At 37.7% G+C, this 933-nt stretch carries 1 protein-coding gene and 1 pseudogene; both read right to left on the reverse strand.

What is annotated here, in order from left to right; translation table 11 throughout:
- Positions 1-467: pseudogene (locus IAE51_RS11990) on the reverse strand (hypothetical protein); the annotation flags it as partial.
- The gene (locus IAE51_RS11995) at positions 458-820 is read right to left on the reverse strand and encodes a hypothetical protein (RefSeq protein WP_200095651.1); all 363 of its coding nucleotides are present in this window, start codon (positions 818-820) and stop codon (positions 458-460) included. The pseudogene IAE51_RS11990 and the gene IAE51_RS11995, both read right to left, overlap by 10 nt.
- Positions 821-933: the final 113 nt, after the last annotated feature.

The raw sequence follows: 933 nt of genomic DNA on the forward strand, positions 1-933 counted from the left end.
CCCCAACTAGACAATTGATTTTTGGCATCTGTAAACTGATGAATAGCATTATCTACTGCGGCTCCCACTGGTCCAGCAATCAAAGATAGAATATGGCTTTGATAAACTGCCGATAAAGCCGCTTGTGCTGCTTTCTGTGCCTCAAGTTCCGCAATGTGTGCATTTAGTTTATCTTCATACAACGGCTCATTAGGCATCCCCGATCTGGCCCTGCTAAAGCTTGATAAATCTTGTTTGATTCCATCAATTGCGGAAGTAGTATGTTGAATTGTAGGCAGTACGCAATCTTGCATCAACCCTAAGCCTTTTTTATAAGCTTTCCCATCTAGTTTTCCACCACCAACAATAGCTGTTAAGTGTGAGGTGGCTTCTTTAAGACGATTTAAAAAGGCTTCACTCATCTGTAAATCATTAGTTAATTGAGTTTCGACTTGGTTGGCATCTCCCGGAATATAGATTAATCCCATGCTAAACTATCCCTTTCTTTCTGAAGTTCTTCCTTTTTATTCTCTGTTTCTTGAGACATTTTGGAATAAGCTATTGTAACCTCTTCTTCTTGGTTATTTATAAAATTACGAATGTAAGAATTTCGACCCTGATGTTCTCGTTGTTCCCACTGTGCTGCAATGCTTCCTTGATGAATCATTTCATCGTCTAATTCCTGTAGCCTATTAAAGCTTCGAAAAATTTCATTTTCAAAGTTTTCTAGTGCTCGTTTCATTTCACGCTTTTGGCTTTGAATTTCATCCTGTTCACGCTCAATATCAAGAATCTGACGATTATATTCTAATCTTTTATCTGCATTTTTATCCTTTGCCATTATTTTCCTCCAGAAAATCTATTTCTATCTTGAGCATCTCTGGCTTGGATAATTGTAGCTAAATCAGTAAATTTGTCTGCCTGTTTCTTTATGCAAGACGCCAACTCAGACAA

This window comes from Lactococcus sp. S64 (assembly GCF_016516525.1).
Lineage (GTDB): Bacteria > Bacillota > Bacilli > Lactobacillales > Streptococcaceae > Lactococcus > Lactococcus lactis.